General features: G+C 74.6%; 20 protein-coding genes. 10 read left to right on the forward strand and 10 right to left on the reverse strand.

The genetic code is table 11. The features are described from left to right. Positions 1-55 precede the first annotated feature (55 nt). From SM573_RS02690 to SM573_RS02710, 5 genes are all read left to right on the forward strand, one after another. Positions 56-652: a PadR family transcriptional regulator gene (locus tag SM573_RS02690; RefSeq protein WP_474613857.1), complete on the forward strand. Its 597-nt coding sequence runs from the start codon at positions 56-58 to the stop codon at positions 650-652. Further along, a complete protein-coding gene (locus SM573_RS02695) occupies positions 649-1,383 on the forward strand; it encodes an ABC transporter ATP-binding protein (RefSeq protein WP_474613858.1) in 735 nt (244 codons plus the stop codon). The genes SM573_RS02690 and SM573_RS02695 overlap by 4 nt, the downstream gene beginning before the upstream one ends. Next, positions 1,380-4,199, forward strand: a complete 2,820-nt coding sequence (locus SM573_RS02700) for an FtsX-like permease family protein (RefSeq protein ID WP_474613859.1) — start codon at positions 1,380-1,382, stop codon at positions 4,197-4,199. Before SM573_RS02695 ends, SM573_RS02700 begins: the two co-directional genes overlap by 4 nt. 76 nt (positions 4,200-4,275) lie before the next feature. Next, entirely contained in the window at positions 4,276-4,776 is a 501-nt protein-coding gene (locus SM573_RS02705) for a nitroreductase family deazaflavin-dependent oxidoreductase (RefSeq protein WP_474613860.1), read from the forward strand. A 183-nt stretch (positions 4,777-4,959) separates the two neighbouring features. Continuing rightward, positions 4,960-5,697, forward strand: coding sequence for a nucleotidyltransferase domain-containing protein (locus tag SM573_RS02710; protein ID WP_474613861.1), 738 nt, complete (start codon positions 4,960-4,962; stop codon positions 5,695-5,697). Between the two features lie 39 nt (positions 5,698-5,736). Here the strand turns inward: SM573_RS02710 and SM573_RS02715 are convergent, their stop codons facing one another. After that, positions 5,737-6,453 (reverse strand): VIT1/CCC1 transporter family protein, encoded by a 717-nt coding sequence (locus tag SM573_RS02715; RefSeq protein ID WP_474613862.1) that lies wholly within the window; start codon positions 6,451-6,453, stop codon positions 5,737-5,739. Beyond that, positions 6,450-7,307, reverse strand: coding sequence for a type I methionyl aminopeptidase (gene map / locus SM573_RS02720; RefSeq protein WP_474613863.1), 858 nt, complete (start codon positions 7,305-7,307; stop codon positions 6,450-6,452). Before map ends, SM573_RS02715 begins: the two co-directional genes overlap by 4 nt. Positions 7,308-7,401: 94 nt before the next feature. On the opposite strand from map, the gene SM573_RS02725 reads away from it, so the two are divergent. Further along, positions 7,402-7,716: an STAS domain-containing protein gene (locus tag SM573_RS02725; RefSeq protein ID WP_474613864.1), complete on the forward strand. Its 315-nt coding sequence runs from the start codon at positions 7,402-7,404 to the stop codon at positions 7,714-7,716. A gap of 21 nt (positions 7,717-7,737) precedes the next feature. On the opposite strand, the gene SM573_RS02730 is transcribed toward SM573_RS02725, so the two are convergent. From SM573_RS02730 to pcaF, 8 genes are all read right to left on the reverse strand, one after another. Beyond that, positions 7,738-11,382 carry a SpoIIE family protein phosphatase gene (locus tag SM573_RS02730; RefSeq protein WP_474615395.1) on the reverse strand — a complete coding sequence of 1,215 codons (3,645 nt, stop codon included), beginning with the start codon at positions 11,380-11,382 and terminating at the stop codon, positions 7,738-7,740. 132 nt (positions 11,383-11,514) lie between these two features. Further along, positions 11,515-12,282 carry a 3-oxoacyl-ACP reductase gene (locus SM573_RS02735; protein ID WP_474613866.1) on the reverse strand — a complete coding sequence of 256 codons (768 nt, stop codon included), beginning with the start codon at positions 12,280-12,282 and terminating at the stop codon, positions 11,515-11,517. A gap of 2 nt (positions 12,283-12,284) precedes the next feature. Then, entirely contained in the window at positions 12,285-13,640 is a 1,356-nt protein-coding gene (locus SM573_RS02740) for an aldehyde dehydrogenase family protein (RefSeq protein WP_474615396.1), read from the reverse strand. An 87-nt stretch (positions 13,641-13,727) separates the two neighbouring features. Continuing rightward, on the reverse strand, positions 13,728-15,092 hold the full coding sequence (locus SM573_RS02745; RefSeq protein WP_474615397.1) for a glutamine synthetase family protein: 1,365 nt from the start codon (positions 15,090-15,092) through the stop codon (positions 13,728-13,730). A gap of 260 nt (positions 15,093-15,352) precedes the next feature. Beyond that, positions 15,353-15,853, reverse strand: a complete 501-nt coding sequence (locus SM573_RS02750) for a DUF456 domain-containing protein (RefSeq protein WP_474613869.1) — start codon at positions 15,851-15,853, stop codon at positions 15,353-15,355. Between the two features lie 40 nt (positions 15,854-15,893). Then, a complete protein-coding gene (locus tag SM573_RS02755; protein WP_474615398.1) occupies positions 15,894-18,059 on the reverse strand; it encodes a putative bifunctional diguanylate cyclase/phosphodiesterase in 2,166 nt (721 codons plus the stop codon). A 5-nt stretch (positions 18,060-18,064) separates the two neighbouring features. Continuing rightward, entirely contained in the window at positions 18,065-18,880 is an 816-nt protein-coding gene (locus SM573_RS02760; RefSeq protein ID WP_474613871.1) for an SAM-dependent methyltransferase, read from the reverse strand. A gap of 93 nt (positions 18,881-18,973) precedes the next feature. Further along, the gene (gene pcaF, locus SM573_RS02765; RefSeq protein WP_474615399.1) at positions 18,974-20,179 is read right to left on the reverse strand and encodes a 3-oxoadipyl-CoA thiolase; all 1,206 of its coding nucleotides are present in this window, start codon (positions 20,177-20,179) and stop codon (positions 18,974-18,976) included. A 129-nt stretch (positions 20,180-20,308) separates the two neighbouring features. On the opposite strand from pcaF, the gene SM573_RS02770 reads away from it, so the two are divergent. The 4 genes from SM573_RS02770 (at position 20,309) to SM573_RS02785 (ending at position 24,705) form a co-directional block, all read left to right on the forward strand. Then, the gene (locus tag SM573_RS02770) at positions 20,309-21,274 is read left to right on the forward strand and encodes a glutathione S-transferase family protein (RefSeq protein WP_474615400.1); all 966 of its coding nucleotides are present in this window, start codon (positions 20,309-20,311) and stop codon (positions 21,272-21,274) included. After that, positions 21,267-21,902 (forward strand): DUF998 domain-containing protein, encoded by a 636-nt coding sequence (locus SM573_RS02775; protein WP_474613874.1) that lies wholly within the window; start codon positions 21,267-21,269, stop codon positions 21,900-21,902. Before SM573_RS02770 ends, SM573_RS02775 begins: the two co-directional genes overlap by 8 nt. Before the next feature lie 346 nt (positions 21,903-22,248). Then, positions 22,249-23,550 (forward strand): dicarboxylate/amino acid:cation symporter, encoded by a 1,302-nt coding sequence (locus SM573_RS02780; protein ID WP_474614022.1) that lies wholly within the window; start codon positions 22,249-22,251, stop codon positions 23,548-23,550. 87 nt (positions 23,551-23,637) lie between these two features. Beyond that, complete coding sequence (locus tag SM573_RS02785) at positions 23,638-24,705, forward strand: NADH:flavin oxidoreductase/NADH oxidase (RefSeq protein WP_474615401.1); 1,068 nt, start codon at positions 23,638-23,640, stop codon at positions 24,703-24,705. The last annotated feature ends 51 nt before the right edge of the window (positions 24,706-24,756 follow it).

Below are 24,756 nucleotides of genomic sequence, written 5' to 3' on the forward strand. Positions count from 1 at the left end.
GCGTCGCCGGTCACTCCCGGTTGCGGAGCGCATACCAGGTATGCATACTCCGGCCATGTCCATCCGTCACGGGCTGCTGGCCCTGCTCGAACGCGGCCAGATGTACGGCTACCAGCTGCGGGCCGCGTTCGAGGAGTCGACCGGCTCGACCTGGCCGCTGAACATCGGGCAGGTCTACACCACGCTCTCCCGGCTGGAGCGGGACGGTCTGGTGCGCCCCCTGCCGGAGAGCGACGCCGGGCAGCGCCCGTACGAGATTACCGACGCGGGCCGCGCGGACCTGGCCCTCTGGTTCGCGACCCCGGTGAGCCGGACCGACCGGCCCCGGGACGAGCTGGCGATCAAACTGGCCCTGGCGCTCACCACGCCGGGCGTGGACGTCCGGTCCGTGGTGCAGACCCAGCGCGCCGCGACGATGCGCGCCCTGCAGGAGTTGACCCGACTGAAGTACGCCAGTGACAAGCCGGAGGACCTACCCTGGCGGCTGGTGCTGGACGCGATGGTGTTCCAGGCCGAGGCCGAGGTGCGCTGGCTGGACCACTGCGAGACGAGTCTGGTCCGGTACCGACCGGCGGAACGGGGCGCGGCGCCCGCCCAGGCGGCCACACCCGCGGAGGCGGTGCTACCCACCGACGAGGAGGCGCGGCGGTGAGCGGAGCGGACGGCGTGGTGCTCGACCTGCGTGACGTCCACCGCACCCACGGCACCGGCCCGGCCGCCGTGCACGCCCTGCGCGGGGTGAGCCTGGCCGTCCGGCCCGGCGAGCTGGTGGCCGTGATGGGCCCGTCCGGCTCCGGCAAGTCGACCCTCCTGGCGCTCGCCGGCGGCCTCGACCGCCCCACCTCCGGTGAGGTACGCGTCGAGGGCCAGCCCCTGGCGACGTTGGACCGGCGCGGACTGGCCCAGCTGCGCCGGCGCCGCATCGGCTACATCTTCCAGAACCTCAACCTGCTGGGCAGTCTCAGCGCCGTCGAGAACGTGGCGCTGCCGCTGGAGCTGGACGGCGCCGGGGTGCGGCGGGCCCGCGCGCTGGCGCTGGCCGCGCTCAGCGAGGTGGGCCTGCCCGAGCTGGGCGACCGCTTCCCGGACCAGCTCTCCGGCGGTCAACAGCAGCGGGTGGCCATCGCCCGGGCGCTGGTCGGCGAGCGGCGGCTCGTGCTGGCCGACGAGCCGACCGGTGCGCTGGACTCGCAGACCGGCGAGGCCGTGCTTCACCTGCTGCGCCGCCGGGTCGACGCCGGCGCGGCCGGTCTGCTGGTGACCCACGAGGCGAGGCATGCCGGCTGGGCCGATCGGGTGGTCTTCCTGCGCGACGGGGTGCTGGTCGACTCGACGGCGCCGTTGGGCAGCGTCGAGCAGCTGCTGAGCGGCAGCGGCCGGTGACCGTCCGTCCGGGCGGTCGTACCCGGCCCGGAGCCGGCTCGCGGGGATCGCTCCCGTCCGCGCCGGTCCCACCGGACCCCGCGCCCATCCGCCCGCGACGGTTCGCCGAACTGGTCGGTTCCTGGCGGGCGGCGCTGCGCATCGCGCGCCGGGAGGCGCGCCGCGCGCGGGGGCGCACCGCGCTGGTGCTGGCCATGATCGCGCTGCCGGTGCTCGTGCTGACGTTCGTCGCCGTGAGCTACGACATGGCGCAGCTGACCGGCGAGGAGCGCGTCGACCGCCGGCTGGGTGTCGCCGACGCCGCCCTGCGCCGCGTCAGCGACCTCCCGCTGCGCCAGGACAGCTCGGGCGACGGCTGGTACCCGCGGGACCCGGACTCGACCGTTCCCGGCCCGCCGATCACCACGGGCGAGATCAGGGAGCTGCTCGGGCCGGGCGGCCGGGTCACCGAGATCCGCGCCTGGGTGCCGGTCGACCTCCGGGTGGACGGTCGGGACGAGTCGTTCCAGAGCCGCGTCCTGGACCTCGCCGACCCGCTCGCCCGCGGCGTCGCCCGGCTGCTGGAGGGCCGGGCACCGGACGACCCGGGTGAGATCGCCGCGAGCCGCTCCGCCCTGCGTCGCCTGCACGCCGGGTTGGGCGACACGGTCACCGGGGCGGACGGGTCCCGGTCGTACCGGGTCGTCGGGGTGGTCGAGTTCCCGGACGACCTGGGCCCGCTGCTCGCCCTGCACCCGGCGGCCGTGCCCGCGACGGAGGACGGTCCGGACACCACGTGGCTGCTCGACGTGCCGGGCGAGGTGGACGACTCGCTGGTCCACCGCCTCAACGAGCGGGGCGTCCTGGTGACCACGCGCACCGGCACGACCGGGAACAGCTTCCTGCACCTGTGGCCCGGCCGGGGCGGCACGGACGTGACGGGGCTCGGCACCGGAGTCCTGGCCGGCGGGCTCGGCCTGCTGGAGGTCGTACTGCTGGTCGGGCCCGCCTTCGCCGTCGGTGTTCGCCGCCGGCGACGGGACCTCGCCCTGGTGGCCGTGGCCGGCGGCGACGCCGCCCAGCTGCGTCGCGTGGTGCTGGCCGACGGTGTGGTGCTGGGCTGCCTCGGCGCGGTGGCCGGCCTGGCACTCGGCGTCCTGGCCGCGTTCGCCGGCCGTCCCCTGGTCGAGGAGTACGTCTTCGGCGCCCGCTTCGGCGGGTACCGATGCTGGCCGCCCGCGCTGGTCGCGATCGCCGGGGTCGCGGTGCTGGCCGGGGTGCTGGCCGCGTTGGCCCCGGCGTGGACGGCCGCCCGCCAGGATGTGGTCGACGGGCTGGCCGGCCGGCGCACGCCACCTCGCAACCGGGGGCGCTGGCTGGCTCTCGGCGTGGCACTGGTGGCGGGCGGCGCGGCGATCGCGGGGCTCGGCGCCGCCCAGACCACCGACTGGGTGATCCTCACCGGGCTGATCCTCGGCGAGTTGGGCCTGGTCTTCTGCATTCCCACCCTGATCGGCCTGCTGGCCCGCCTCGGCCGTGCGCTGCCGCTGGCGCCGCGGATCGCGTTGCGGGACGCGAGCCGCAACCGGGCATCCGCCGCGCCCGCCATCTCCGCCGTGATGGCCGCCGTCGCCGCCAGCGTGGCCCTCGGCTCCTTCCTCGCCAGCGACTCGGCCCGCGACGCCGAGACGTACCAGCCCGCGTTGTCGGCCGGATACGTGCAGGTCATGCGCGTCGACGATGAGCGGCGGTCGCCGCGCGCGGACGCGGAGACGGACGCGGCGGTGGCCGCGGCGGCCCGGGCCCACCTCGGCGGCGGGCAGGTGGCCCCGGTGCGGAGTGTCCAGTGTGATCCGGAGCGCCGGCTGAGCATGGTCTGCGAGGTCACGCCGATGCTGCCGCCCGGTCAGGCCTGCCCGTGGCAGCCCGACGACGGGTTGAGCGCGGCGGATCGGCGGCGCGCCCGCGCCGATTCGCGCTGCCAGTTCCGGGCCCGCGACTACTACGGCGGGTACGTCCAGGTGAGCGTGGACGACGGGACGGCGCTCCCGGCGCAGACGGGGGCGAGCCCGGCGGAGGCGGAGGCCGCCCGGGCCGTGCTGCGCGACGGGGGCGCGGTGGTCACCGACTCGCACTACCTGCGCGACGGGCGGCTGGCGGTCGCGGTCGACCGGAGCGTCGACGGGCAACAGGGGCTCACCCGCAACGTCACCATGGTGACCGGGTACGCGCTGCCCGACGGCCCCGGCCCCACCCGGCTGCTGCTCTCCCCCGCGGCCGCCGCCCGGCTCGGGCTCGGCTCGTACACGTCGGCCTGGGTGATCTCGGTGGCGACCTCCCCCGACGAGTCGCAACGCCAACGGTTCACGGCCGCGCTGCGGCCCCACGGCTCCTTCGCCGTCGAGCTGGAGCAGAACGGCACGGGCAGCGGAGAGGCCCCGCTGCTGCTCCTGCTCGCCGCGGCGGCCGGCGTCATCACCATCGGCGCGGCCGGCATCGCCACCGGGCTCGCCGCCGCGGAGGGCCGCGCGGACCTCTCCACCCTCGCGGCGGTGGGGGCGAGTCCCCGGGTGCGCCGGCTGCTCGCGCTCGCCCAGGCCGGGGTGATCGCCGGCCTGGGCTCGGTGCTCGGCATCGTGGCCGGCCTCGGCACCGCCGTGATCATCCTCACCTCGACCAACCGGCGGTACGCCGACAGCTGGCCCATCGAGGAGCCGTTCCCGCTCGTGGTGCCCTGGTCGGCCCTCGGCGTCCTGCTGCTGGTGCCGTTGCTGGCGATGCTGGGCGCGGCCCTGTTCACCCGGTCCCGGCTGCCGATCGAGCGTCGGCTCGACTGAGGCGCGGCCGAGAACCGGTGCGGGACGGCCGGTTCGGGGGGTGTCGCGCCGGACGGCCGACCGCCAGACTGTCCCCGTGTCGGTCCTCGGAGCCATCACCCGTCGCGTCGGCCACCACCGCTGGTTCGGTGCCGCCGCCCGCCTGCTGGTGCCGGCCGACCGGGCGGTCGGGCGGCTCACCCGGGGCCGGGTGGTCGCGCTCGGTCTGATCCCGTCCCTGATCCTCACCACCACCGGCCGCCGCTCGGGCAAGCCGCGCAGCAATCCGCTGCTCTACGTCCCGGACGGCGACGCGTACGTGGTGATCGGCTCGAACTGGGGCCAGCCCCACCATCCGGGATGGTCGATGAACCTGCTCGCCGATCCGGCGGCCGAGGTCACCGTGAAGGGCCGTCGGATCGGGGTGCGGGCCGAGGTCGCCACCGGCGCGGAACGGGACCGCCTCTGGGACCTGCTGGTCACCGAGTGGCCGGCGTACCGCACGTACGTGCGCCGGGCCGGTGGCCGGGAGATCCGCATCTTCCGCCTGGTCCCGGTCGGGCGCGGCGAGCCCGGCGGGGGCGGCCAGGGTGGCTAGGGTGGTGCGCAGCGGAGCGGCCGGGCAGGTGGGCCGGCGGCGCCCGCGTTCACCGGGGCGAGCGGCATCGACCGACGGGCGGCACCCGCGTCCAGCGGGGTGAGCGGCACGGGGTTGACCGCGACGCCCTGACCGGGCAGCGGACGCGCCCGCGCGTCCTCGAGCGTCGCAGGGGTGGTCGGCGTGAACGCCAACAGCGAGGACGTCGAGATCGACCGGCAACCGGCCGACGCCCGGTGGACGGTCGCCGAACGGGTGGCGGAGGCGGCCCGACGGCGGTTCCCCGCCGACGTGCTCGCCGTCGCGGTGCACGGACCGCTGGCACACGGCGACGACGACGGTGGCGGTGACGGCGAGGTCGGGGTGCTCGTGGTGACGTACCGGCCGGGCGCCGGGCCGTCCCCGGCGACGCGACGGGTCGACGGCGTGCTGGTCGACCTCACGGTGACCGGCGCCGAGGACTACCTCCAGCGGGCCCGGGTGATCAACTCGCTCTGGCCGCTGACCGCCGACCGCTACGTCAGCACCCGGCCGCTGCACGACCCGACGGGCTGGCTGCGAACCCTGCGCGACGAGCACCTCGGTCGCCTGGCTCGCGCCCGGCCGGCCGAGTTCAGCGCCGCCGCCCGCCAGGCGTGGTACCGGGGCTGCGCGGCGCACGCGCGGGCCGCCCGGCTGGCCGAGTGGTACGAGACGGACCAGGCCCTGCTCATGCTCGGCGAGGCCCGCCTGGCGGCGGCCACGGTGAACGGGCTGCTCAGCCGCACCTACTTCCGCGACCCGGGGGACGCTGTGCGGCGCACCGGCCTGGCGGGCGCGGACATGACGGAGGTGGGCGCCGTGCTGGCCCGGCAGGCCGAGGAGCTGGCCGCCCGGGGCCAGCCCGTGGACGGCACGGTGGACGACCTCCTCACCCCGTAACCACCCCCACCCGACGCCGACAGGGCCGGGCGGGGGCGGTCAGCCCAGGGCGCCCTCGACCCCGATCAGGACCCCGATGCCGTACGTCGCGGCGGCGGCGGCCGTGCCGAGCAGCAGCTGGCGCAGGCCGCTGGACCACCAGGGGCGGTTGGTGAACCGGGCGACCACCGCGCCGGCCACGAAGAGGCCCAGCCCACCGACGCCGAGCGCGAGCCAGAGGCTGGTGAAGCCGAGCAGGTAGGTCAGCAGCGGCACGAACGCGCCGACCGAGAAGCAGAAGAACGACGAGATCGCCGCCGCCCACGGGCTGGGCTGGTCGTCCGGGTCGACGCCCAGCTCCTCCCGGACGTGCACCCGCAGCGCCTCCTCCGGGTTGCGCCGCACCGCCTCGGCGACCTGCACCGCGAGGTCCCGCGGCAGCCCGCGGGCCACCCACGCGTCAGCCAGTTCCCGGGCCTCCGCCTCCGGATGGCGCTCCAGCTCCCGCCGTTCCTTGGCCACCTCCGCGGCGACCTGCTCGTTGGCCGACCGGACGCTGGTGTACTCGCCGAGCCCCATGGAGATCGCGCCGGCAACGAGACCTGCCGCACCGGTGAGGACGATGCTGCGCGGCGACACGCCGCCGCCACCGACACCGGCGATCAGGGCGATGTTGGTGACCAGACCATCCATCGCGCCGAACACCGCCGGGCGGAGCCAGCCGCCGGAGACGTCCGCGTGGTGGGCCTCGCGCAGCGCCGCGGGGGTCTCCGTCACGGCAGCGTCAGGATCTCGTGACCGTCCTCGGTCACCACGATCGTGTGCTCGAACTGGGCCGTCCACCTGCGGTCCTTGGTGACCACGGTCCAGCCGTCGTCCCACATGTCGTACTGGTAGGTGCCCAGCGTGATCATCGGCTCGATCGTGAACGTCATGCCCGGCTCCATCACGTCGCTGGGCCGAGGGCTGTCGTAGTGCGGCACGTAGAGGCCGCTGTGGAAGGACTCGCCGATCCCGTGCCCCGTGAAGTCACGCACCACGCCATAGCCGAAGCGCTTGGCGTACGACTCGATGACCCGGCCGATGACGTTGATCTGCCGCCCCGGGGCCACCGCCCGGATACCCCGCATCATCGCCTCGTGGGTGCGCTCGACCAGCAGCCGCGCCTCCTCGCTCACCTCACCCACGCAGAAGGTGGCGTTCGTGTCGCCGTGCACCCCGTTGAGGTAGGCGGTCACGTCGACATTGATGATGTCGCCGTCCTGGAGCACCGTGGAGTCCGGGATGCCGTGGCAGATCACCTCGTTGAGGCTGGTGCAGCAGGACTTCGGGAAGCCCTTGTAGCCCAGCGTCGACGGGTACGCGCCATGGTCGCAGAGGAACTCGTGCACCACCCGGTCGATCTCGTCGGTGGTGACGCCCGGCTTGCAGTGCTCCCCGGCGAGCTGGGTCGCCTGCGCGGCCAGCCGGCTCGCCACGCGCATCTTCTCGATCGTCTCGGGGGTCTGCACGTGCGACCCGCGCCACTCCTTCGGACCCTTCTTGCCCACGTACTCGGGACGGGGAATGTGGGCGGGAACCGCTCGCCACGGGGAGAGCGTGCCTGGGGTCAGGGGCGCACGGACGGTCATGGTCCAAGCCTATCGCCGGGACCGACCACCGCCCCGGGACGGTCGGCGGCCTGCGCTTGTTGCCCCGTCTGCCCCGATGTGCCATGGTGACGTGGTGGATCTAGGGGCACCGCCGCCCGTCTTCTCCGCCACGGCCGAGATCACGGACGGCCACGCTCAGGTGGTGGTGACCGGCGAGGTCGACATGGTCACCGCCGACACGATGTTCCAGACCGCGGTGCGGGAGCACGCCGCGCGGGTGACGCTCGACCTGCGGGCGGTCACCTTCTTCGACTCGGCCGCCATCCACGCGCTGGTGCTGCTGGCCCGGCACTTCCCCGACACGCTCACCGTGCTGCCGTCGCGGCAGGTCCGCCGGGTGCTGGACATCTCCGGCCTGGGTGAACAGCCCTGGCTGCAGCAGGGCTGACCCCACCGCCGGTCGCGCCGCTCAGTCCTGCAACCGGCGGCGCAGCGTCACCTCCGTGCCCGTCGCGGTACGGCTGACCGACACCTCACCCAGCGCCCGGATCAGCGCGAGGCCACGCCCCCGGTACCCGGCGCCGGTCGACTCCCGCCAGCGCCCGGTGTCCCGCACCGTGGCGGTCACCGTGCGGTCCTCGATGGCCACCTCGACCGAGATCGTCGGCTCAACCGGGTCCACCGGGTGCTCGATCGCGTTGGCGGCGGCCTCGGAGATCGCCACGGTGAGGTCGAACAGGTCCGTCTCGCCGACGCCGTGCGCCACGAGGAAGTCCTCCAGGCGCTTGCGCAGCACCCGCAGCCGGGTGGGGTCGGCCGGCAGCCGCAGCGTGAACCGCTGCGGCTCGGTCGACTCCAGCGCCAGCACCGCCACGTCGTCGCGGCGGTGCCGCCCGTCGCACCGTGCCACCACCGCGTCGATCAGGTCGGCCACGTGCTCGCTCGGGGTGGCGGCGTCCACGCGCAGCTGCGCCAGCGACTCGTCGATGCCGACCTGGCGGTCCTCGATGAGGCCGTCGGTGTAGAGCAGCAGCCGACCACCGGTGGGCAGCGCTGCGTCCGCGGTCCGGTACGTGACCTCCGGCACGGCGCCGACCGGTGGGCCCAGCGCGCGGTCGTGCAGGAACGTGACCTCGTCTCCCCGGATGAGCAGCGGCGAGGGGTGACCGGCGCTGGCGTACCGCAGCCGACCGGTGCCGGGGTGGAAGACGAGGCAGACGACGGTGGCGGAGGAGCGGTCCTCGGTCGAGCCGACCAGCCGGTTCAGCCGGGTGAGCGACTCGCCCGGGTCGAAGCCCTCCAGCAGGTACGCGCGCAGCGCGTTGCGCAGCTGGCCCATCGCGGCGGCCGCCTGCACGCCCTTGCCGACCACGTCGCCGATGACCAGCACCAGCTCCTGGTCGTCGAGCGCGATGGCGTCGTACCAGTCGCCGCCGACCTCGACGTCGGCGGCGCCGGGTAGGTACCGGCTGGCCACCACCGCCCCGGGCAGCTGCGGCAGCGACCGGGGCAGCAGGCTGTGCTGCAACGTCGTCGCGATCCGGTGCTCGGCCTCGAAGAGCTGGGCGTTCTCCAGCCGTACCCCGACAAGCCGGGCCAGCTGGGTCAGCACCGCCTCGTCGGTCTCGGCGCCGTCCGGCTCCGGGCGCCACACCCGCAGCTCACCGAGCGGCTCGGAGCCGGTGCCGGTGAGCGGCAGCAGCAGCGAGGGCTCGGCGGACACCGGGGAGCCGGCGTCCGCCTCGGCCCGGCCACCGTTGGCGGTGACCACCACCCGGGCCGCCTCGACGAGGGTGAGCGCGTGCCGGGCGGCGACGCGGAGCACGTCCGCCGTCGAGCGGACGCTGTTGACCGCCACCGCCGCGTCCGCGAGCCCGCCCAGCCGATGGATGATCTGACCGCGCAGCTGGCCCAGCTCGACGTTGGCCCGTACCCGCGCGGTCAGCTCCTGCCCCGAGAAGGGCTTGGTGAGGTAGTCGTCGGCGCCGACCGACAACCCGGATACCGCCTCGGCCGCGCCCGCCCGGGCGGTGAGCAGGACGATCGGCACGTAGCGGGTGCGCGGATCCGCGCGCAACGCGGCCACCAGCCCGAGGCCGTCCAGCCTGGGCATCATCACGTCGGTGAGCACCAGGTCGAACGTGCCGGTCACCGCCAGCCGCAGCGCCTCCGCCCCGTCGGGGGCGGTGACCACCTCCCACGTCGGGGAGAGCAGGCGGGCGACGTGCTCGCGCAGGTCGGCGTTGTCGTCGACCACGAGGATCCGGCCGGCCGAGGCGGCGGGACGGGTGGGGATGCCCAGCGTTGCCCCGGCGTCGGTCCAGTGCGTGGTCTCCGCCACGTACAGCGGTGCCGTCTCCGACTCGGCGACCGGCCGCCCGCTCTCGACCAGCCGGTCCGGCGGCAGGTGCGCGGCGCCGAACGGGACGGTCACCGTGAAGGTGGAGCCCTCGTCCGTGCGGCTCGTCACCTCCACCTCGCCGCCGTGCATCCCGGCCAGCTCCCGCACCAGCGCGAGCCCGATCCCGGTTCCCTCGTGAGTGCGGGCGCGTACGCCGGGCACCCGGTGGAACCGCTCGAAGACGTGCGGCAGCTCCTCCGGCGCGATGCCCACGCCGGTGTCCGCCACCTCGAGCCGGGCGGCGGCGCCATCCACGGCGAGGACCCGGACCCGTATCTCGCCGTCGAAGGTGAACTTCACCGCGTTCGACAGGAGGTTGAGGACGATCTTCTCCCACATGTCGCGGTCCACGAAGACCGGCGCGGGCAGCGGCGGGCAGTCGACCACGAGGCGCAGCCCGGCCCGCTCGATCGCCGACCGGAACGTGCTGGCCAGCCGGGCCGTGTAGTCGGCCAGGTCGGTGGGCTGGTAGCGGGCGGTGAGCCGGCCGGACTCCAGCCGGGAGAAGTCCAGGACCGTGTTGACCAGCTTGAGCAGGCGGAGCGCGTTGCGGTGCATCACGGTCAGCCGGTCGGTGTACGCCGACGGCAGCTCCGGGTCGGCGAGCAGGTCCTCCAGCGGGCCGAGCACCAGGGTGAGCGGGGTGCGGAACTCGTGACTCACGTTGGCGAAGAAGTTGGTCTTGGCGCGGCTCAGCGCGGCCAGCGCGGCGGCCCGGTCGCGCTCCTGCTCGTACGCCCGCTGCTTGCCGACCGCGCGGGAGATCTGGGCCGCGACCAGGTCGAGGAAGTTCCGGTAGTCGTCGGTCAGCGGCAGCCGGCGGGCCACGCCCACGGCCAGCACGCCGACGGTCCGGTGGTTCGCGGTGATCGGCAGCACCAGCGCCCGGTCGGCCGCCTCAGCCGGCGGCCGGTCGAGCAGCTCGGCGGCGCCGATCGTCGCGGGTCCCTCTCCGGCCCGGGCGAGCGCCTCCGGCGGTGTGCCGGACGCCGGCGTGGCGCCGCTGCACCCGGCCAGGGCGAGCCGCTCCCCCTCGTCGCTCAGCCAGATCTGGGCGAAGGGTACGTCCGACCGGTGCCGGTCGAGCACCTCGGCGGCGGCCCGGCCGAGTTCGGCGGCGGTGCCCACGTCGGCGAGCGCGGCGCCAAGCTCGGCCAGCGCCCGCAGCCGCCGCTCGCCGAGCACCCGGCCGGTCGTCTCGCTGACGATGCAGAAGACTCCCCCGACGGAGCCGTCGGCGACGCGGATCGGGTCGTACGAGACGTCGAAGTAGGTCTGCTCGAGGAACCCGTGCCGGTCGAGCAGGAACGGGTGGTCCTGGGCGCGGTAGGACCGGCCGGTCCGGCGCACCCCGTCGAGCAGCGGGGCGAGCACCTCCCAGGTCTCCGCCCAGTACTCCCGCGCCGGGCGGCAGAGCGCGTCCGGGTGCTTCCCGCCGATGGTCGGCCGGTAGGCGTCGTTGTAGAAGGCGAGCTTCTCCTCGCCCCAGAACATGACGATCTGCGCGCTGGAGGCGAGCATCATCCCCACCGCGCTCACGAGGGCGTCCGGCCACCGCTGCGGAGGGCCCAGGGGCGTGCCGGACCAGTCGAAGGCGGCGAGCCGCTCGCCCATCTCGCCGCCCGCGGTGAAGGCCGCGGCCAGTGACGGGGGCACCTCCTCGTCGGCGACCCGGAGTTGCCCGGCGTCCGCGCCACCCAGCGCCGAACTCATGCAGCCCCTCCCGGTCCGGCCGTCCCCGCAGATGATCTCCATCTGCCGTGCTCGGACTTGTACCCCGGCGGACCCGCGACGTAACGCTCACGGCGCGCGAGGCGCTGCTGATTCGGCCCGGCGCGAGCGACGTCACAGGGGAGTGACGTACGCGCCGGTGATGCCGCCGTCCACCACGAACTGCGCGGCGGTCATGAAGGACGCGTCGTCGCTGGCCAGGAACGCCACCGCGGCGGCGATCTCCTCCGCCCGGCCGAACCGGCCCATCGGCACGTGCACGAGCCGGCGGGCGGCCCGTTCCGGATCGGCGGCGAAGAGTTCGAGCAGCAGCGGCGTCGCGACGGGGCCGGGGCAGAGCGCGTTCACCCGGATCCCCTCCCGGGCGAACTGCACCCCGAGCTCCCGGGTCATCGCCAGCACCCCGCCCTTGCTCGCCGTGTACGCGATCTGCGAGGTGGCCGCCCCCATCAGCGCCACGAACGATGCCGTGTTGATGATCGATCCCCGGCCCTGGCGGCGCATGTGCGGGATGACGTGCTTGCAGCACAGGTACACGCTCGTCGTGTTGACCCGCAGCACCCGCTCCCAGGCGTCCAGGCCGGTCTCCAGGATCGAGTCGTCCTCCGGCGGGGAGATGCCGGCGTTGTTGAACGCCACGTCGACCCGGCCGTGCCGTTCGACCACCCCGTCGAAGAGGTCCCGCACGGAGGTCTCGTCCGCGACGTCCGCGACCACGGCGTCGCCACCCACCTCCTCCGCGGCCCGCCGCCCGGCCGCCGCGTCGATGTCCACGCAGACCACCCGGGCCCCCTCGGCGGCGAACCGCCGGGCGGTGGCCAGCCCGATGCCGCTGCCCGCCCCGGTGACCACGGCCACCCGATCCCGCAACCGATCCCGCACGCTCACTCCTCCGTGGCGATGAAGACGTTCTTGACGTCGGTGAAGGCGTGCGGCGCGTCCGGGCCCAGCTCACGGCCGAGGCCGGAGCGCTTCATGCCGCCGAACGGGGTCCAGTAGCGCACCGAGGAGTGCGAGTTGACGCTCAGGTTGCCGGCCTCGACGGCCCGGGCGACCCGCAGCGCCCGGCCGACGTCCCGGGTCCAGATCGAGCCGGAGAGGCCGTAGTCGGTGTCGTTGGCGAGTCGGACGCCCTCCGCCTCGTCGTCGAAGGGCAGGACCGAGACCACCGGCCCGAAGATCTCCTCGCGCCAGTGCCGGTCGGCCGGCGAGTCGGCGAGCAGCACCGTCGGGGGGTACCAGAAGCCGGGGCCGTCCGGGCGGGAGCCGGTGAAGGCGACCCGGGCGCCCTCGACGTGGGCGGCCACCCGGTCCCGGTGGGCCGCCGAGATCAGCGGACCCATCTCGGCGCTCTCCCGGGCCGGGTCCTCCACCCGGAACCTCCGCACCGCCGGTTCGAGCAGCTCCAGGAACCGGTCGTACGCCGGGCGCTCGACCAGGATGCGCGACCGGGCGCAGCAGTCCTGCCCGGCGTTGTCGAAGACGGCGTACGGGGCGCTCGCCGCGGCCGCGGCCAGGTCGGCGTCGGCGAACACGATGTTGGCGGACTTGCCGCCCAGCTCCAGCGTCAGCCGCTTCACCTGGGCCGCGCAGCCGGCCATGACCCGGGTGCCGACCGCCGTCGAGCCGGTGAAGCAGACCTTGCGGACCGCCGGGTGGGTCACGAAGCGTTCGCCCACCACGGCGCCCTCGCCGGGCAGCACGGTGAACACGTCGTCGGGCAGGCCGGCCTCGCGGGCCAGCTCCGCCAGGCGCAGGGCGGTGAGCGGGGTCAGCTCGGCCGGCTTCAGCACCACCGTGTTGCCGGCGGCGAGCGCCGGGGCGAAGCCCCAGGCGGCGATCGGCATCGGGAAGTTCCAGGGCACGATCACCCCGACCACGCCGAGCGGTTCGTGGACGGTGACGTCGAGACCGCCGGGCACGGGGATCTGCCGGCCGGTGAGGCGCTCCGGCGCGCCGGCGTAGTAGTCGAGCACGTCGCGCACGTTGCCGGCCTCCCCGCGCGCGCCGCCGACAGGATGGCCGCTGTTGCGTACCTCCAGCCGGGCCAGCTCCTCCAGGTGCGCGTCCACCACGGCGGCGAACCGCCGCAGCAGCCGCGCCCGCTCCCCCGGCGCGACCCACCGCCACCGTTCGAAGGCGGCGGCGGCCCGCGCAATCGCCGCGTCCACGTCGGCCGCCGCCGTGGCGGGAACCTCGCCGATCACCTCCCCGGTGGCCGGGTTCCGCACGTCGGTCACGCCCTCACCCCTCCCCGGGATCGCACCGGTGACGTCCCCGGGGCGGCCGGGGACCGACCGCCGAAGCGCCGGAGCGCGGCGGGCGGGTCAGAGGCGTTCGAAGCCACGGACCAGCTCCCAGTCGGTGACCGCGGCGTCGAAGGCGGCCAGCTCCACGCGCGCCTGGTTGGCGTAGTGGGCGACCACCTCGGCGCCGAAGGCGTCGGCGGCCGCCGCGGAGGACTCCCACCGGGCGAGCGCGTCGCGCAGGGTGCCCGGCACCCGCTCGGCGGCCGGGTCGTCGTACGCGTTGCCCGTGCACTCCTCGCCCAGCTCCAGCTCCTGCTCGATGCCGTGCACGGCGCCCGCCACCAGCGCGGCGATCGCCAGGTACGGGTTGACGTCCGCGCCGGGCACCCGGTTCTCCACCCGCAGGCCGGGGCCGTGCCCGACCACCCGCAGGGCGCAGGTGCGGTTGTCGGTGCCCCAGCGCAGCGCCGTCGGCGCGAACGAGCCCGGCTGGTAGCGCTTGTAGGAGTTGACGTTGGGGGCGAAGAAAAGGCTGAGCTCGCGCATCGTGGCGAGCAGCCCGGCCAGCACGTGCCGCCCGGTCGCGCTCAGCCCGCCCGGCCCGTCACCGAGCATCGCCGGGCGGCCGTCGACGTCGCGCAGCGAGAAGTGGATGTGGCAGGAGTTTCCCTCGCGGGCGTTCGGCTTGGCCATGAAGGTGATCGACATGCCCTCCTGGGCGGCGATCTCCTTCGCCCCGTTCTTGTAGATGACGTGGTGGTCGGCACACGTCAGCGCGGTGTCGTAGCGGAAGGCGATCTCGTGCTGCCCCAGGTTGCACTCGCCCTTCGCGCTCTCGGGCGTCAGGCCGGCGCCGGCCATCTCGGTGCGGATCCGCCGCAGCAGCGGCTCCACCCGGGCCGTCCCGAGCAGGGAGTAGTCCACGTTGTACTGGTTCGCCGGGGTCAGCTCCCGGTAGCCACGCCGCCAGGCATCCTCGTAGGAGTCGCGGTAGAGCACGAACTCCAGCTCGGTGCCGGCGTACGCCGTGAGCCCATGCCCGGCCAGCCGGTCGAGCTGGCGGCGGAGGATCTGCCGCGGCGAGGCGACCACGGGTCCGGACCCGTCCAACCACTCCAGGTCGGCCAGGAGCAGGGCCGTCCCCGGCTGCCACGGCACCCGGCGCAGCGTGCTGAGGTCGGGCTTCATCGCGAAGTCGCCGTAGCCCCGCTCCCAGCTCGACATCGCGTACCCGTCGACGGTGTTCATCTCCACGTCGACCGCGAGCAGGTAGTTGCAGCCCTCGCTGCCGTGCGCGACGACCTGCTCCAGGAAGTAGGGCGCGTGGAACCTCTTGCCCTGCAGCCGACCCTGCATGTCCACCAGGGCCAGCACCACGGTGTCGATCTCACCCTCGGCGACGGCGACGCGCAGTTGCTCCAGCGTCACCGGGGCCTTCCTCATCGGCGGGGCTCCATCCCCAAGGTCTACTGGCAAACCCGACGACCGTCAATGCCGACGGCGCTAATTGCGTTGCCGGAGGCCGCCCCGGCGGCGCATCCTTGAGCCTGTGACCAGGCCCGATCGCGACGGGCCACCGCCGGGCCTCGGACCGCCCGGCCGCGCGGCGGCGCGGGGCGGGTCACCTCTCTCTCACCCGTACGGCTACCGCGCCGTACCCGACGACGCCCCGCGCCGCCGCCACCCACCCCGCCGGGGCGGGCTCAGGTGAGCAGCAGCCCGGCCACCCAGAGCGCGGCGATCACCAGGCCGGCGAGGAACTCCAGCAGCATCGACAGGCCCGCCGCGGCCACCGCCCGTTTCGTGGCCGGCCAGGCGAGCCGGGAGTCGCCGAGTCGAAGCCGCTCGGCCGCCCACACCCCGCCCACGAAGCCGATCACGAGCCCGACCACCGGGACGACGAAGAAGCCGACCAGACCGAGCACCCCGCCGGCCAGCAGCGACGACGTGGGCACCCCGCTGCGCTTCAGGTTGCGCCCCGGCCAGGCGTACTTGACCACCGTGCCGCCGAGGGCGACCAGCGTCGCGGCGGCCAGCACGGCCCACCGGCCCGGCCCGGCGCCGCCGAACAGCGCCCAGACCAGCACCCCGCCCCAGCACAGTGGCAGCGCCGGCAGGCCGGGCACGATCACGCCCGCCAGGCCGGCCACGATCGCCAGGGCGGCGACCACCGACACGGCGGTCTCGGAGTCGGTGAGGCTCATGGACGACACTCTTCCCCGGCGACGGCCGGCGCACGCGGGATCACGCCGCCTCCGTCCCGGCCAGCCGCTCGGTGATCCGGTCGGCCGGCATCGGGGCGCCGAAGAGCCGCCCCTGCCCGGTGTCGCAACGCAGCGCCCGCAGCCGTTCGGCCTGCACGCCCGTCTCCACCGCCTCGGCGGTCACCCAGAGCTCGAGCGCGTGCGCCAGGCGGACGAGCGCGTCCACGATGCGCTCGTCCCGGTGGTCGGCCGCCGCGTCCGCCTCGTCGCCGCGGATGCCCTCCACGAACGGCCCCGCCAGCTTCAGGCAGTGGATCGGCAGCCGCCGCAGGTACGCGAGGTTCGAGTAGCCGGTGCCGAAGTCGTCGATGGCGAGCCGTACGCCGAGCGCCGCCAGCCGGTGCAGCGAGCGCAGGGGCTCCCCGGCCGTGCCCATCACCGCGCTCTCGGTCAGCTCCAGTTGCAGCAGCTCGGCGGGGAGGCCGCTGGCGGAGAGGGCGTCCGAGACCGTCTCGACGATGGCCGGGTCCTCGGCCTGCCGGGCCGCCAGGTTGACGCTGACCACCAGCCCGGCCTCCGGAAACCGGCGCCGCCACTGCTCGGCGTCCTGGCAGGCCTGCCGGAGCACCCACTCGCCGAGCCGGACGATCAGCCCGGTCTCCTCGGCGAGGCCGATGAACCGGTCCGGCCCGAGCAGGCCCAGCTCCGGGTGCTGCCAGCGGACCAGCGCCTCGACGGCGACCATCCGGCCCTCCAGCAGCGACACGATCGGCTGGTAGCGGAGCACGAACTCGCCCCGGTCCAGGGCCGCCGGGAGATTCGCGGCCAGCGACGAGCGGGCGATGTCGCGGGCGCTGCGTTCCGGGTCGTACACCGCCCACCGGCCCCGCCCCTCCGCCTTGGCCCAGTAGAGGGTGGTGTCGGCCGCCTTCATCAGCTCCGAGGCGCTCGTCTCGCCGGCCGGGCACTCGACGATGCCGACGCTGGCCGACACGGTCAGCTCCTGGTCGTCGACCCGTACGGGGTCGGCGACCGCGGCGAGCGCCGCCTCGGCCACGGCCACCGCGTCGTCGAGCCCGTCGCCGCCGTCGACGAGGATGACGAACTCGTCGCCGCCCATCCGGGCGACGAGGTGGCCCCGGTCCGCGACGCACTCGGCGAGGCGGCGGGCGATCACGACCAGCAGGCGGTCGCCGAGGTCGTGCCCGAGACCGTCGTTGATCGCCTTGAAGCCGTCGAGGTCGAGGAAGCAGACGCCGACCCGCTGCCCCGACCGCGCCGTGTCGAGGACCCGGCCGAGCGTGTCGAAGAAGAGCGTCCGGTTGGGCAACCCGGTGAGCGGGTCGTGCAGCGCCTGGAAACGCAGTCGCTGCTGCAACGCGTACCGCTCGGTGATGTCCTCGATCATCGCGACGGTGAACCGGGGCCGGCCGTCGTCGTGCCGGATGAGGGAGACCGCGAGGTCGGTCCAGAGGCTGCTGCCGTCCTTGCGGTAGTAGCGCTTCTCCACCCGGACCGAGTCGTGCTTGCCCTCGACCATCTCCCGGTAGAGCTCCCACATGCCGGCCGCGTCCTCGGGATGGAAGAGCGACGCCACGTTGACCCGGCGCAGTTCCTCGATCGAGTAGCCGAGCATGTCGGCGAACGACTGGTTGACGTCGATGATCCGGCCGTCGACGTCGGCGATGCCGATGCCGATCGCCGCCCCGGTGAAGACCGCCCGGAACCGCGCCTCGCTGTCCCGCAGCGCCTGCTCCACCTCGTCACGCGCCTGCCAGGCCGAGCGGGCGATCCGCTCCTGCTGGCTGAAGGTGCGATCGCGCAGGGCGCGGGCGAAGTCGGCGGCGAGCGCCCCCTGCATGACGGCGATCCGCTCCGCCGCGTCCTTCGGGGCCGTCTCCGGCGGCACCACGCGGCCGAGGAACTCCTCACCGAGGGCCCGCACCGACCACTGCAGCATCCGCGGCTCGGTCAGGTGCGCCTCGACGAGCGCGCGCCCGACCTCCTGCGCGGGCACCTCCGAGAAGGGCTCGGCGCAGAGCGCCTGCGCCAGCCGTACGGTGTGCGCGAGCAGCAGCCGCTCGGTCTCGGCCGCGCTGTGCGGCACGAAACCGAGGCGACGTACCGCGCGGGACCACTCGGCGGCGTATCCGCGCGCGCCGGCCCGGCTGACGTCGCCGCCGGTGCGGTCCGGGACGCCGGCCACGACGCTCAGCCGGCGGCGGGCCGGTCGTTGCGCGCCACCCCGCCGAACGCGCCGAACCGCTCCGGGTGGTCGTCCACGTCGGCCGGCGAGTCGGGACGCCACAGCGGCATGTGCACCACGCCCGGATCGAGGATCGTCCAGTCGCCGAAGAAGCCGGTGATCTCGGCCCGCGACCGCAACGTGATCTCCGTGTCGGTGCGCGCCGAGAGTCGCTGCGCGTCGAGCATCTCCTGCGGCTGGTCCTCGAAGGTGGAGTGGGAGATGACCAGGTGGCTGCCCGGGGCGGCGGCGGCCCGCAGGGTGGCGAGGATCTCGGCCGGGCCGTCGGCGTCCGGGACGAAGTGCACGACGCCGGCGAGCAGGATGCCCAGCGGGCGGTCGAGGTCGAGCAGGCCGCGCGCCTCGGTGAGGATCCGCTCCGGCTCGCGCAGGTCGGCGTGGACGACCAGGGTCCCCTCGTTACCCGCGAGCAGTTCCCGGCTGTGCGCGACCGCCACCGGGTCGATGTCCACATAGACCACCCGGGCCTTCGGGTCGGCCTGCTGGGCCACCTCGTGCACGTTGCCCACCGTCGGGATGCCCGAACCGATGTCGAGGAACTGGTCGATGCCGGCGTCCAGCAGCGCCCGGACGGCCCGGCGCAGGAACTCGCGGCCGGCGCGCATCGTGGCCGGCAGGTGCGGCGTCATGGCCGCGATCTGCTCGGCGAGCTGCCGGTCGATCTCGAAGTTGTGCGCTCCGCCCAGGAAGTAGTCGTACACGCGGGCGGCACTGGGCCGGCTCAGGTCGATCTCGGTCGGAAGTCCTTCCGGCATGTGCAAACTCCCCAGGTCGTGTCCGCGGCGCGGGCCGGTGCCGGCGCGGGCACGTGGCGGCGCACCGGCCGACCCGTCGAGGGTGTGGTGCAGAACACTCTAGGCCGCGGACTCCATCAGAAGGGAGATCCCCTGACCGACCCCGATGCACATCGTCGCCAGCGCCCGCCGCCCGCCCCGACGGCGCAGCTCCAGCGCGGCCGTCAGCGCCAGACGGGCCCCGCTGGCGCCGAGCGGGTGGCCGAGGGCGATCGCGCCGCCGTTCGGGTTGACGTGCTCCGCGTCCTCGGGCAGGCCCAGCTCCCGCAGCACGGCGACGGACTGGGCGGCGAACGCCTCGTTCAGCTCGATCACGTCCACCTCGCCGAGGCCGACGCCGAGCCGGTCGAGCAGCTTGCGGGTCGCCGGCACCGGCCCGACGCCCATGATCCGGGGCGGCACACCGGCCGCGGCGGCACCGGTGACCCGGGCCAGCGGGGTGAGGTCGTACCGCGCGACCGCCGCCTCCGACGCGACGAGCAGGGCGACGGCGCCGTCGTTGACACCGGAGGAGTTGCCGGCGGTCACCGTGCCGCCCTCGCGGAACGGGGTCGGCAGCGCGGCCAGCTTCTCCAGCGAGGTCTCCCGCGGGTGCTCGTCGGCCTCGACCCGGCGGGTGCCCTTGCGTCCCTCCGGGACGGTCACCGCCACGATCTCCTCGGCGAGCCGGCCGTCGGCCTGCGCCTTCGCCGCCCGCTGCTGCGAGCGCAGGGCGAACTCGTCCTGCGCCGCCCGGTCGACGCCGAACTCGGCGGCCACGTTCTCGGCCGTCTCCGGCATCGAGTCGATGCCCCACTGCTTCTTCATCAGCGGGTTGACCAGGCGCCAGCCGATGGTCGTGTCGTAGACCTCGGCCGCCCGCGAGTAGGCGGAGGTCGCCTTCGGCATGACGAACGGCGCCCGGCTCATGCTCTCCACCCCGCCGGCCACGATCAGGTCGGCCTCGCCGGCCACGATGGCGCGGGCCGCGGTGGCCAGGGCGTCCAGGCCGGAGCCGCAGAGCCGGTTGACGGTGCTGCCCGGCACCTCCTCGGGCAGGCCGCCGAGCAGGGCGGCCATCCGCGCGACGTTGCGGTTGTCCTCGCCCGCCTGGTTGGCGCAGCCGAGGATCACGTCGTCCACCCTGGCCCAGTCCACCGCCGGGTGCCGGTCGACCAGCTCGCGGATGACGTGCGCGGCCAGGTCGTCGGGGCGTACGCCGGCCAGCGCGCCGCCGTAGCGGCCGATCGGGGTGCGGACGCCGGCCACCAGGTATGCCACGGTCATCGCGAGTCCTTCGGGGGGTGGGAGAGGGGTCCTTCGGGGTACGACGGACGGGACGCGAGCGCCCGGCCGGGTCGGGAGAAACACCCGGCAGCCAGGATATCCACCGGCCCGAGCGGATAGGTTGACGGCATGGCCCGGGCACAGTTCAGCGCAGAAACCAGTGCGGGTGGTGGGTTCGTCCGCCAACCCAACCGGTTCACCGACCGGGTCACCCCGCACTCGACGTCCCGGCCCGGCGGCGGCCCGGACGAGCAGGGCCGGTGGCCGCTGGAGGCCGGGCGCTACCGCCTGATCTGGTGCCGGGCGTGCCCGTGGGCGCACCGCGCCCGGATCGTCCGGAACCTGCTCGGCCTGGAGGACGTCATCTCGCTGGGCACCGTCGACCCGATCCGGGACGAGCGGGGCTGGCGGTTCGCCCTCGACCCGGACGGGTTCGACCCGGTGCTCGGCATCGGCTTCCTCTCCGAGGCCTACCTCGCCACCGACCCGGACTACTCGGGGCGGGTCACCGTCCCCGCGCTCGTCGACACGGTGACCGGGCGGGTGGTCACCAACGACTACCCCCAGCTCACGCTGGACTTCTCCACCGAGTGGCGGCGCTTCCACGCCCCGGACGCGCCCGACCTCTACCCGGTCGAGCTGCGCCCGGAGATGGACGCGCTGATGGCCGAGATCCACCGGGACGTCAACAACGGCGTCTACCGCTGCGGCTTCGCCACCTCCCAGCAGGCGTACGACGAGGCGTACGAGGCGCTCTTCGCCCGGCTGGACGTGCTGTCGGAGCGGCTCTCGGGGCGGCGCTACCTGATGGGCGAGGAGATCACCGAGGCGGACGTGCGGCTCTTCACGACGCTGGTCCGCTTCGACGTCGCCTATCACGGGCACTTCACGTGCAACCGGCAGAAGCTGACCGAGATGCCGGTGCTCTGGGCGTACGCCCGAGATCTGTTCCAGACCCCCGGCTTCGGCGAGACGGTCGACTTCGACCACATCAAGCGCCACTACTACGCCACCCACCGGGAGATCAACCCGACCGGGATCGTGCCGCTCGGCCCGGACACCTCCGGCTGGACCACGCCGCACGGGCGTGGCTGAGCGGAAGCGACGCGAGCCGCCGACCGCCCTCCGCGCCACCGCCGCGGCGGCGGCCGCCGGCTGCGCCCTGGTCGGGGCCTGCGCGGTGACGGCCGCCGTGCTCGCCGGCCCCGGACCGGCGCTCACCGGGTACGTCAGCGAGGCCGGCATCGCCTCCAGCGACCAGGCGCCGACGTACCGGCTCGGCGTCTACGCCCTGGCCGCCGCGCTGCTGCTGCTCGCCGCGGCGCTGCCACCGGGGCTGCGGGTGGCGGCGGTGCTGCTCGCGGCCGGCGCCCTCGGCACGGCGCTCTCCGGCGCGGTCACGTGCAGCGCGGGCTGCCCCCTACCGCCGTTCGAGCGGGCCACCCGGGCCGATCTCGTGCACGGTGCGGCGAGCATCGCCGCCACGGCGGCCGTGGTCTTCGCGATGATCGCGATCGCGCTCTGCCCGGCGGCCGGCGGGCGGCTGCGGCAGGTCTCCGGCGCCGCCGCCGCGCTCGCCCTGCCGCTGTGCGCGGCGGTCGGGCTGGCGATGCTCCTCGTCGGCCGGGGGACGGTGGTCGGCGTACTGGAGCGGCTGGTGCTCGCGACCTCGGTGCTCTGGGGGCTCGCGGTGGCCGCCGCCGTCGGCCTCGCCCGGCGGTAGCCCCGCCCGGCCGCGCCGCACCGGCCGCCGGTGGCCCTGCCCCGCGGTGGCGGGACCGGCCGCGTCCCGCCGGTGGGGCGTCGCCCGGCGGGCCCCGTGTCCGGCCACGGTCGGTTTCGGCCATCGACCGCCACCTTTGTAAGGATCGTCACGCCCGCCGCGGCTTCCACCCCCGACGGCTTCGGCGTATCGTCGTGCGGCGATGACCAACATCTGGCACCTGACCGCTCGCCTGTACGTCGATCTCCGACTGCAGGCCAGCGGCGTCTGTCCGGCGCGGCCGCTCTCCTGACGCTGCCCTGACCGACCCCACCAGACGCTTGGACTCATCTTCATGGCTTCCGCCCTGCGCAAGTTCCCCTTTTCCCTGCAGATCCTGCTCGGCCTCGTCCTCGGCGTGGCGCTCGGCTTCCTGGCCCGCGCCAACGACCTGAGCTGGCTGACCAGCACCCTCGACACCGTGGGCGGTCTCTTCGTCCAGCTGCTGAAGCTGGCCGTGCCGCCGCTGGTCTTCACCGCGATCGTGGTCAGCGTGGTCAGCCTCCGCGGCGTGGCCAACGCCGCCCGGCTGGCGCTGAAGACGCTGCTCTGGTTCGGCATCACCGCGCTCGTCGCGGTGGGCGTCGGCATCGGCCTGGGTCTGCTCACCGATCCGGGCCGCGGCGTGACCCTGGACACCGCCGGCGCCGCCGCGCCGAAGAAGACCGGCTCGTGGACGGACTTCCTCACCGGCATCGTGCCGACCAACCCGGTTGGCGCCTTCGTCGAGGGCAACGTGCTCCAGATCGTCTTCCTGGCGCTCGTCGTGGGCGCCGCCGCGATGCTGGTCGGCGAGAAGGCCGAGCCGTTCGTGGCGCTGAACCGCTCCCTGCTGGAGATCGTGCAGAAGGCGCTCTGGTGGGTGATCCGGCTCGCCCCGATCGGCACCCTCGGCCTGATCGGCAACGCCGTCGCCTCGTACGGCTGGGACCTGCTGGCTCCGCTCGCCAAGTTCACCACCGCGGTCTACGTCGGCTGCGCGATCGTGCTGCTGGTGGTCTACCCGCTTCTGCTGGTGGCCGCCGGCCGGCTCAACCCGCTGCGCTTCTACGCGGGCGCCTGGCCCGCCATCGAGCTGGCCTTCGTGTCCCGCTCCTCCGTCGGCACGATGCCGGTGACCCAGCGGGCCGTCGAGCGCCTCGGCGTGCCCCGCGAGTACGCCTCGTTCGCGGTGCCGTTCGGCGCGACCACGAAGATGGACGGGTGCGCCGCGATCTACCCGGCCCTCGCCGCGATCTTCGTGGCCCAGGTGTTCGGCGTGCACCTCGGCGTGACCGACTACCTGCTGATCGCGTTCGTGTCGGTGGTCGGCTCGGCCGCCACGGCCGGCCTGACCGGCGCGATCGTGATGCTCACCCTGACCCTGAGCACGCTGGGCCTGCCGCTGGCCGGCGCCGGCCTGCTGCTGGCCATCGACCCGATCCTCGACATGATCCGCACGGCCACCAACGTGGCCGGCCAGGCGCTGGTGCCGACGATCGTCTCGGCCCGCGAGGGCACCCTCGACCGCACCGCGTACGACGCGGCCGGCCGGCGGGAGCTGCTCGACCCGGAGCCCGGCACGGATTCCGCCACCCGCAAGGACGAGCTGAGCCCCGTCCCGGCCTGACGCTGGCGCCGCACCTCGGCTTCGAGAATGAGCCGAAGGAGGGTCCCCACCCGGGGGCCCTCCTTCGCACGTCGAGAGGATGACGTTATGAGCACGCTCTTCACCCCGCTCGCCCTGCGCGCCGAGACCCTGCCGAACCGCATCGCCATGTCGCCGATGTGCCAGTACACCGCCGGCCCCGACGGCCTGCCCACCGACTGGCACCTGGTGCACCTCGGCGCCCGCGCGGTCGGCGGCGTCGGCCTGGTGCTCACCGAGGCGACGGCGGTCGTGCCGGAGGGGCGGATCAGCCCCCAGGACACCGGCATCTGGTCCGGGGCGCACGTGGACGCCTGGCGCCCGATCGCCGCCTTCCTCACCGCCCACGGCGCGGTGCCGGCGATGCAGCTCGCGCACGCCGGATTCAAGGCGTCCACCTACCGGCCCTGGGCCGGCACGCCGGGCGGGGTGCCGGACGCCGAGGGCGGCTGGACCCCGGTCGCCCCGGGAACCGAGCCGTTCGCCCCGCACTACCGGACGCCGACCGCGCTGGACGCCGCGGGCGTCGCCGGGGTGGTCGACGCGTTCGCGGCCGCCGCCACCCGGGCACTCGACGCCGGCTTCGCCGCCGTGGAGATCCACGCGGCGCACGGCTACCTGCTGCACGAGTTCCTCTCCCCGCTCACCAACCACCGCACGGACGGCTACGGCGGCGACCGGACCGGACGCATGCGGCTCACCCTCGAGGTGGCGCGGGCGGTACGCGCCGCCGTCGGCGAGGACGTGCCGGTGCTCGCCCGCATCTCCACCACCGACTGGGTCGAGGGCGGCTGGACGGTGGCGGACAGCGTCGTGCTCGCCGCGGAGCTGGCCGGTGCCGGGGTGGACCTCGTCGACGCCTCGTCGGGCGGCGTCAGCACGGCCCAGCAGATCCCGCTCGGCCCCGGCTACCAGGTGCCGGCGGCCGCCCGGATCCGGCGGGAGGCCGGCGTGCCGACGGGCGCGGTCGGGCTCATCGTGGAGCCGGAGCACGCCGAGCAGATCATCGCCGACGGCGAGGCCGACCTGGTGCTGCTCGGCCGGGAGCTGCTGCGTGACCCGTACTGGCCGCGCCGCGCCGCCGCCAAGCTGGGCGCCACCCCCACCTGGCCCGACCAGTACCTCCGCGCCGCCTGACCCGCACCCCGCCCCCTCCCGGTCGATCAAGAGTTTGCGTCAGCGAACGGT

Source organism: Micromonospora xinjiangensis (assembly GCF_056150165.1).